General features: G+C 44.5%; 10 protein-coding genes. 9 read left to right on the top strand and 1 reads right to left on the bottom strand.

The window, feature by feature from the left end; translation table 11 throughout:
• The 7 genes from Q0C11_RS13745 to Q0C11_RS13715 all read left to right on the top strand — a co-directional run.
• Positions 1–300 (top strand): histidine triad nucleotide-binding protein (locus tag Q0C11_RS13745; protein WP_293008929.1); only part of this gene is annotated, 300 nt, incomplete at its 5' end.
• 32 nt (positions 301–332) lie between these two features.
• The gene (gene tatA, locus Q0C11_RS13740) at positions 333–665 is read left to right on the top strand and encodes a Sec-independent protein translocase subunit TatA (protein ID WP_293008927.1); all 333 of its coding nucleotides are present in this window, start codon (positions 333–335) and stop codon (positions 663–665) included.
• 77 nt (positions 666–742) lie between these two features.
• Positions 743–1,147, top strand: a complete 405-nt coding sequence (tatB, locus tag Q0C11_RS13735; RefSeq protein WP_293008925.1) for a Sec-independent protein translocase protein TatB — start codon at positions 743–745, stop codon at positions 1,145–1,147.
• A gap of 73 nt (positions 1,148–1,220) precedes the next feature.
• Positions 1,221–2,009 carry a twin-arginine translocase subunit TatC gene (tatC, locus tag Q0C11_RS13730; RefSeq protein ID WP_293008923.1) on the top strand — a complete coding sequence of 263 codons (789 nt, stop codon included), beginning with the start codon at positions 1,221–1,223 and terminating at the stop codon, positions 2,007–2,009.
• A 127-nt stretch (positions 2,010–2,136) separates the two neighbouring features.
• The gene (locus tag Q0C11_RS13725) at positions 2,137–2,763 is read left to right on the top strand and encodes a hypothetical protein (protein ID WP_293008921.1); all 627 of its coding nucleotides are present in this window, start codon (positions 2,137–2,139) and stop codon (positions 2,761–2,763) included.
• Positions 2,764–2,783: 20 nt separating this feature from the next.
• Positions 2,784–5,180 carry a heavy metal translocating P-type ATPase gene (locus Q0C11_RS13720; RefSeq protein WP_293008919.1) on the top strand — a complete coding sequence of 799 codons (2,397 nt, stop codon included), beginning with the start codon at positions 2,784–2,786 and terminating at the stop codon, positions 5,178–5,180.
• Positions 5,181–5,200: 20 nt separating this feature from the next.
• Positions 5,201–5,410, top strand: coding sequence for a heavy-metal-associated domain-containing protein (locus tag Q0C11_RS13715; RefSeq protein WP_293008917.1), 210 nt, complete (start codon positions 5,201–5,203; stop codon positions 5,408–5,410).
• A gap of 82 nt (positions 5,411–5,492) precedes the next feature.
• On the opposite strand, the gene aroG is transcribed toward Q0C11_RS13715, so the two are convergent.
• Positions 5,493–6,551 (bottom strand): 3-deoxy-7-phosphoheptulonate synthase AroG, encoded by a 1,059-nt coding sequence (aroG, locus tag Q0C11_RS13710; RefSeq protein WP_293008915.1) that lies wholly within the window; start codon positions 6,549–6,551, stop codon positions 5,493–5,495.
• 564 nt (positions 6,552–7,115) lie between these two features.
• Between aroG and Q0C11_RS13705 the strand changes: the two genes are divergently transcribed.
• Positions 7,116–7,367, top strand: a complete 252-nt coding sequence (locus tag Q0C11_RS13705; RefSeq protein ID WP_293008913.1) for a hypothetical protein — start codon at positions 7,116–7,118, stop codon at positions 7,365–7,367.
• 95 nt (positions 7,368–7,462) lie between these two features.
• Positions 7,463–8,140 carry a c-type cytochrome gene (locus tag Q0C11_RS13700; RefSeq protein WP_293008911.1) on the top strand — a complete coding sequence of 226 codons (678 nt, stop codon included), beginning with the start codon at positions 7,463–7,465 and terminating at the stop codon, positions 8,138–8,140.
• The last annotated feature ends 149 nt before the right edge of the window (positions 8,141–8,289 follow it).

Genomic DNA, 8,289 nt, shown 5'->3' with positions numbered 1-8,289 from the left:
AAAATCTACGAAGACGAAAATCTTCTTGCCTTTAATGACATAAACCCTGCTGCTCCCATCCATTTCTTATTAATTCCTAAACTGCATATAGATTCGCTCAGCGATGTTCAAGACATTCATCAGCCTTTGCTTGGAAAAATGCTATTATTAGCTCCACAACTGGCAAAAGAACGGGGATGTGAAAATGGTTTCCGCACTATCATTAATACTGGCCCGGCAGGCGGGCAAGAAATATTTCATTTACATTTCCATATCATCGGTGGTCGGGATCGTTTGCCTGGAATGATTCACTCAGGTTGAACCAGTTCTGTTCCATTTAATAGGAGGAAGCAATGGGTACATTTAGCATTTGGCATTGGATTATTGTACTGGCTATTGTCGTTCTGGTATTCGGAACAAAGAAATTACGTAATCTGGGTGGCGATTTGGGAAGCGCCCTGAAAGGCTTCAAAGAAGGAATGAAAGAATCGGAAACCGAAAATCCAGACACCACATCCGCCAATCAGACAGTTTTAGAGGTTACTACCAACAAAGAAGCTGCTCCCAATAACATGAAAGACAATAAATCAGGCACCGAAATGGGAAGCAGCGCATCGCAGCCAACGGGTGTTAATAATCAGACCGACGACGCAGAATTCAAGGAAAAAACTCAAACCAAAACCTGAGAATCAAATTGTATATTAACTACTGTGTCTGGTTTTGATCGAATTCCTATTCATTCAATTTCAATCAACGAGACAACATGTTTGATATCAGCTTCATGGAGTTACTGATCATTTCTATGATTGCTTTGATCGTAATCGGACCTGAACGGCTGCCGGTTGTTGCTCGAACAATTGGTCATTTGTACGGGCGTTGCCGTAATTTCATGTATGGCATCCGAACTGATATTCATAATGAAATGCGCATGGAAGAACTCAAGAAAATGCAATCCTCTGTGCAAGACACAGTCGACTCACTTGAAAGCTCAGTTCAACAAAGTGTAGAACAACTGAAAACCACTATTACGAATGATGTCCAGACTGAGGAAAAGTCACCCAAAGACTTGGCAGCGCCTCAATCGCAGTTAAAATCACGGCAATCAAAGCTAGACGACAATAAAACCTCGCGCACTACTGATGCTGATGCACAAAAAAAGAAATTGTAATCTGTAGTGTATTGATTGGAAACTCATCGACACTTTTTCACATTGTTGATCCCACAACTTTTAATAAAAAACCATGCTTGAAGGTTCGTTCCTATCTCATTTAGTGGAATTACGTACCCGGATGATACGTATACTGGGTATGCTCCTGCTTGGCTTTATTCCCTGTGCTTTTTTTGCACGAGAACTGTATACCATTCTGGCACAGCCATTACTGGAGAAGCTCCCGCTAGGTGGTCAAATGATAGCCACGGATGTAGCGACACCTTTTTTTGTACCCATGAAAGTTGCCATGATGATGGCCTTTGTCATCACATTGCCACATACCTTATATCAAATATGGGCTTTCGTTGCACCTGGACTCTATTCCAACGAAAAACGCATGGCGTTGCCTTTAGTTATTGGCACCAGTCTGTTGTTCTTTGCTGGTATGGCATTCGCATATTTTGCCGCACTGCCGGTGGTATTTGAGTTTATTACTTATTTTGCACCGGAAGGTGTAGCAGTAATGACAGACATCAGCAAATACCTGAGTTTTGTTTTGTCCATGTTCATGGCTTTTGGAGTCACCTTTGAAGTACCCGTCTTTGTCATCGTTTTAGTTAGAGCAGGCGTAATCACTATTGAGAAACTCAAAGAAATACGCCCTTACGTAATTGTCGGCGCATTTATCATTGCTGCCATTTTCACACCCCCTGATGTTATTTCACAATTTATGTTAGCAATACCCCTGTGCCTTCTCTATGAAGTAGGAATATTCATCGCAGCATTGATGATCAAGAAGCGTAACCGGGGAATTCATTCAGACACTTCACCTGAATCTAAGCAAGCCACTTCAGAGCAAAAAGACAGCTCAAAAGATTAGATTGATAATATACATGTCGGCAAACATTATGTGCTGACAGAAATCATAATAAAATGAAACCATCCCGATCTCGTTTAATCTAAAAATTGTAAATTGATTGTGATCTGTATCTTGAAGGAGATTGGCGATGTCAAACAAACACCATGCTATTGATTTAAAAGCATTGGTTATTGCGATGAGTCTTGTAGCAGGCGCATCCTATACTGGTTTTGTCTTTCCACAAGCAACGAATTTTGAGCATAACTATCCATTGCCGCCAAGGGCTCAAAATCTGGCGCCCCAATCTTTACCAGAAACCCCATCAGATTTAAACAAACCGCGAAGAACCATTCATCGAATTGGCACAGCAATTAGCGCACCACGAAACAGTGTCAGTATCAAAAGTACCGACGCTGGAGCTATTCGCCGGCAGCCGACAACATCAGGATGCGCTAACTGTGGAATTATCAATTCCATTAATAAAATCGGACAAGGATCTAGCATGAATGCGATAGCAGGTGGAATTGTTGCTGGAACTGTCGCTCGAGAGATCATTCGCCAAACCCCTCATTTTCCTCCGCATGGCACAGATCATCCGCAAGTCATTGGTGGCAATCATGAAGGAAGTATCGCTTACCCTGGGTATCAGCACCAGATCGGGATCACTCTAGATGATGGCAGACAAGCAATTATCGCACTTCCTGAAGGAGCAAGCTTTCAGCAAGGAGATAGAGTGAAATGGGTTGACGGAACATTAGTGCTAGATCGCCAATAGCCAAACTCATAGGAAAAATATTGAATACATCCACCCTCAGACAAATTGAATTGCCTATCGAAGGTATGACATGTGCCGCCTGCGCCGCGCGTATAGAGAAAAATCTAAATAAACTCTCGGGCGTTCAAGCTTCAGTCAATTTTGCCAATGAGAAAGCACATGTGAATTATGATGCAGACCAAGTAAACGCCGGCACGCTGATTAATGCTATTGAGCATGCCGGTTTTCACATCGCGCCAAGATCGGTGCAGTTGCAATTGCACAAAATGACCTGTGCAGCCTGTGCCGGGCATATTGAGAAGGCATTGAACAAACTGCCCGGCGTCACGGCCACTGTCAATGTCGCGACAGAAACCGCCAAAGTCAATTTCATCCCAGGCTTGGTAACTGTCGACAACTTAATTGATGCGGTCATCAAAGCAGGTTATGAAGCCAACCAAATCAGTGATTCTGGCCATGCCGAAGAAAAAGCACGGCGCCAGACTGCCTATCAAGCTGAATTACGCTTATTCTGGATTTCAGCTATCCTCACATTGCCATTAGTGCTTCAAATGGGCGCCATGTTTTCTGGCCATGAGATGGACATGCTTCCACACGAGCTGCAATGGTTATTGGCTACTCCGGTACAGTTCTGGATTGGACGCCGCTTTTATGTTGGTGCCTGGCATTCCCTGCGTAGCGGCGGTGCCAATATGGATGTATTGGTAGCGTTAGGTACTAGCATGGCTTATTTTTTTAGTGCTGCAGTCACCCTATTTGGATTGGATCAACATGTTTATTTTGAAGCCAGCGCGGCCATAATTACCCTTGTTTTACTGGGTAAATTAATGGAAGCACGCGCCAAAGGTAAAACATCTGAGGCCATCGAGGCATTGATCAAGTTGCAGCCTAAAACAGCACGCATTGAGCGTAATGGAGAGATCCTCGAAGTGCCTGCAAGCAGCTTGCAGGTCAATGATATCTTTATTGTGCGCCCCGGTGAAAATTTACCCGTCGATGGGGTTGTAATCGAAGGATCTTCCAGCATTAACGAATCCATGCTAACTGGCGAAAGTTTGCCCGTTGACAAAGAGGTTGGCGCAAAAGTCTTTGCCGCCACGATGAATCAGCAAGGTCTGCTTAAATGTCGCGCAACCAGTGTCGGCACACAAACCCAACTCGCCGCGATCATTCATCTGGTCGAAGAAGCCCAAGGGTCTAAAGCACCGATACAACGCATGGCCGATACTATCTCGGGAATTTTCGTGCCTGTTGTCGTGGTGATCAGCATCGTAACTTTGGGTATAACTTGGTGGTTAACTGGCAGCTTTGTGACGGCTCTTATCAATGCAGTCGCAGTCTTGGTCATCGCTTGTCCATGCGCATTGGGTTTAGCAACGCCGACTGCCATTATGGTTGGCACAGGACGTGGTGCACAGATTGGCGTCCTGGTGAAAAATGCAACAGCACTAGAACATGCCGAGAAAATTCAAACACTCATAATCGACAAAACCGGTACACTTACCGAAGGCAAACCTGAAGTTACCGACATCGTAGCATCGGGATCCGTTAGCAAGCAGGATTTGTTGCAAATTGCAGCTTCCCTGGAACAAGGCTCCGAACATCCGCTGGCACGCGCTGTGATTGATTGTGCACAAAAAGAAAATTTGCAGCTTCAACCAATCAATAATTTTACTGCGATTACTGGCAGCGGCATTACAGCTCAATTACATGATATAAAATATCTGCTCGGCTCTCCAAAATTTCTAGAACAGTACGACATCGCCATTGATGAGCAACAAATCTGTAGCTTGCAAACCGAAGGAAAAACCGTTATTGGTGTTGCCTCCGTTACTCAAGACGCTGGTAAAGTACTTGGTTATTTGGCTATTGCAGATCAACTGCGCAGCACCTCTCTTGAAGCAATCAAACAGTTGCAGTCCATGGGAATTGAAGTCATTATGTTAACCGGCGACAACAGTGTAACCGCAGAGACAATTGCCAAGCGTACCGGCATTACGCAATTTCGCGCTGAGGTATCGCCACAGGATAAAGCCGCAGAAGTAGAAAAAATAAAAGCCAGTGGAAAATTCACGGGAATGGTCGGCGATGGTATTAATGACGCACCCGCGCTAGCTGCTGCGGATGTCAGTTTTGCCATTGGTGCCGGCTCGGATGTCGCGATTGAAGCTGCCGACATCACTTTGATTCGCAATGATCTGACGAGTGTCGTTGATGCCATTTCTCTGTCACGTGCCACACTTCGAAAAATTCGCCAGAACCTATTTTTTGCCTTTATCTACAATACGCTGGGAATTCCATTGGCAGCCATTGGCATGCTCAATCCGGTCATTGCCGGTGCCGCTATGGCTATGAGTTCTGTTTCGGTAGTCACCAATTCACTACTATTGAAACGTTGGCACACCAATCATGAATAATCTTTATTAGGATAAATACGATGCAAACTGCCACTATCATAATAAAAGGCATGACCTGCATGGGTTGTGTTAACAGTGTCAAAACAGTTCTCAATAACCTGTCAGGAATACTCCAAGCGGAAGTAACCCTCGAACCTGCGCAAGCGACCATTCAATATGACTCGAACAATATTAATGTCGATCAAATTAAAGCAGCTATCGTTGATGCGGGCTTTGAAGTGATGAATTGATAAAATCCATATCATTGAATCGCACCTGAAAAGCAGATAGTCAACGCCAGCTGTTTGCCATAGCACCAGGCTCAATAGACAATTATTTTCTGCGCGTTTCTACCGCTGCGGCAAGCTGATGCAGCACTTGTTCGGTCGTATCAAAACCGATGCAACCATCCGTAATACTTTGCCCATAAACCAATTCTTCGCGTTTCTTGCCATCCACTTTCTGGTAGCCTTCAACCAAATGACTCTCGATCATCACACCGCAAATAGCACGGTTCCCATCTGCAATTTGCCCTGCCACATTAGCTGCCACTTCTGTTTGGCGATGGAAATCTTTGTGACTATTCGCGTGACTGAAATCAATCATTAATTGTGGGGGTAACTTGGCTTTTTGTAACTCTTCCACTGCAGAAGCAAGACTATCTGCATCATAATTTGGTTTACGTCCACCGCGCAGGATAATATGACAGTCTTCATTGCCCTTGGTAGCAAAAATAGCTGTGTGCCCTTCTTTGGTAACCGAAAGAAAATGATGCGGACGAGAAGCCGCGCTGATTGCATCAATTGCAATATTCAAATTACCATATGTGCCATTTTTAAAACCGATCGGACAGGATACACCGGAAGCCAATTCGCGATGCCCCTGACTCTCGGTGGTGCGTGCGCCAATGGCTGCCCAACTGATCAGATCAGACAAATATTGCGGACTGATAAGATCAAGATACTCGGTTGCTGAAGGCATGCCAATCGTGTTTAAATCCAGCAATAAGCGGCGCGCCATCCTAAGTCCCTTATTGATATGAAAACTGTTATCCAGATCAGGGTCATTGATTAACCCTTTCCAACCGATGGTTGTGCGTGGCTTTTCGAAATACACTCGCATCACGACATGTAACTGCTGCTTCAGTACCTCGCGCAAATGCTTCAAACGCGCTGCATATTCCAATGCTGCATCGACATCGTGAATGGAACAGGGACCGACAACGACCAGCAGCCGATCATCCTCACCATGCAAAATCTGATGCGTCGCCTTCCGCCCTGCGTAAACGGTTTCAGTTGCTATTTCCGTCATGGGATATTCGCGATGAAGCTCTACTGGCGGAGTAAGCTCGTGAACGCCGATAATGCGCAAATCATCGGTCTGGTATTTCATAGAATAATCCTTTTTTGTGACTTATAAATATTTGAAGGTGAAGTTTCATTTTGTGACAAATCATGCCGAGCAAGAAAACAGCACGTATTTTAACCTAAGCAAGAGATTTCATCAGAACATGCACTATTTTTTCAGAAATCTAAACCAAAAGGTGGCTTCAAGTTTGCAGTGCAACTTTTATAAAGGTCTCACTTAATATTCGAATTAATTTGAAGTTCAAACCAACTACGCAAGTACATGCCCCATTACAGCAACATCTACTACTTAAAGAATATTTAACAGGTTACTGGAAATTATCCGCATGGGCGGAAAGAAGGCAGGGGTGCGTTGTTTTCAGCAACCTGACAAGGTGAATGATTAGGTTCATCCAATCCAGCAAACTGTAGAACTATACAGCTACTGGAGTTCTTCGATAATTTGAATATGGTGAGCAGTATTGTAAGGAAATCTATTTGCCTTCGACTAAGTTGCAAGAATTTGGATGTTTTGTACCAAATTCTTGTTTTGAACCGCCATTGCTGGCTGTTTGTTTCATCCTGTAACTAAATCTTAGGAGAATTATTAATGAAAAAACGTCAAAAACTTTTGGCTTCTTCCCTGGTAGCTGGCCTGATGGCAATTTCTATGAGCGCACCAACATTTGCTGAGAGTAATCCGTGTGCGCCAAAGGCGAAAGCACAACCTCAGCATGACATGAAAAATCCCTGCGCTGGCAAGAATCCTTGCGCGGCTAGGAATCCATGTGCTGCTAAGAATCCTTGTGCAGCCAAGAATCCTTGCGCCGCTAAAAATCCTTGTGCAGCAAAAAAATATTAATCTCTGCGAATTCAATTCCCCCGCGCTTGCAGCGGGGTGCTTTATTTAATGCATTAGTCGAAACTTAAGAAGTTCTCTGTGAGATAAGGAAAATTATGAAAACCAAAATTCAACCATTAAGAGCAGCGATTATTTCTGCTTTATTTGGCGCAGTAATCGGGCTGCCTTTAACATTGAACGGCTGTGCCATGGCAACCTGCAAACCTTGTGCGCCACGCGCTGGCAAACGTAATCCATGCAACCCTTGTACGGCAAGAAATCCCTGTGCAGCCATGAATCCATGCGCAGCCAGTAATCCTTGTGCTGCAGGTGATAGAGTGGATCCTAAGGTGGTAACTCGACCCGAGGGAACAAAACCCTATCAAGGAGACCGGGCGGCTTTAATAAATGAAGGCAAAGCGCTGTGGAACAGTAAGGAAATCAGCCATAATAATTCCATGTCCTGTTCAAGCTGTCATCAGGATGGTAAAGCGATGCTGCAACCCGATTTTGCCAAGCCCTATCCACACTTTGTGCAAATGGTGGCGGACAATAACGGCATGGAATCAATTGCATTGGAAGAAATGGTCCAGTTTTGTATGATAAAACCCATGCAGAGCAAGCCATTTGCCTGGGATTCAAGACAACTTGCCGCATTAACGGCATATACAGCGGTGTTACAGAAAGAATTCAAGCCGGTAAGTAACGCAGTTAACCCATGCGCCGCCAGGAATCCTTGTGCGCCGAAAAACCCATGCAGCATGAAAAACCCATGTGCTGTCAGATCCTATTAATTATCGTGTCAGGGAGGTTGTGATGAGGTGCTGATACAGGCTTCATCGCTTTTTTATGAATGAAAAAACATTTGAAACAGGTAATGACGTTTTCACTGGATTATCTCGCATGCAGCTTGAACGCATGGCCGATGCCGGTGCACAGATTA

The organism is Nitrosomonas sp., assembly GCF_022842015.1.
Classification (GTDB): domain Bacteria; phylum Pseudomonadota; class Gammaproteobacteria; order Burkholderiales; family Nitrosomonadaceae; genus Nitrosomonas.
Note: the sequence above shows the minus strand (reverse complement) of the source record. Positions and strands in the feature narration are given on the sequence as shown.

Excerpts from the sequence above, each read along its gene's own strand:
- tatC (WP_293008923.1), top strand. The coding sequence starts at position 1,221 with ATGCTTGAAGGTTCGTTCCTATCTCATTTAGTGGAATTACGTACCCGG.
- Q0C11_RS13725 (WP_293008921.1), top strand. The coding sequence starts at position 2,137 with ATGTCAAACAAACACCATGCTATTGATTTAAAAGCATTGGTTATTGCG.
- tatB (WP_293008925.1), top strand. The coding sequence starts at position 743 with ATGTTTGATATCAGCTTCATGGAGTTACTGATCATTTCTATGATTGCT.
- tatA (WP_293008927.1), top strand. The coding sequence starts at position 333 with ATGGGTACATTTAGCATTTGGCATTGGATTATTGTACTGGCTATTGTC.
- Q0C11_RS13705 (WP_293008913.1), top strand. The coding sequence starts at position 7,116 with ATGAAAAAACGTCAAAAACTTTTGGCTTCTTCCCTGGTAGCTGGCCTG.
- Q0C11_RS13715 (WP_293008917.1), top strand. The coding sequence starts at position 5,201 with ATGCAAACTGCCACTATCATAATAAAAGGCATGACCTGCATGGGTTGT.
- Q0C11_RS13700 (WP_293008911.1), top strand. The coding sequence starts at position 7,463 with ATGAAAACCAAAATTCAACCATTAAGAGCAGCGATTATTTCTGCTTTA.
- aroG (WP_293008915.1), bottom strand. The coding sequence starts at position 6,551 with ATGAAATACCAGACCGATGATTTGCGCATTATCGGCGTTCACGAGCTT.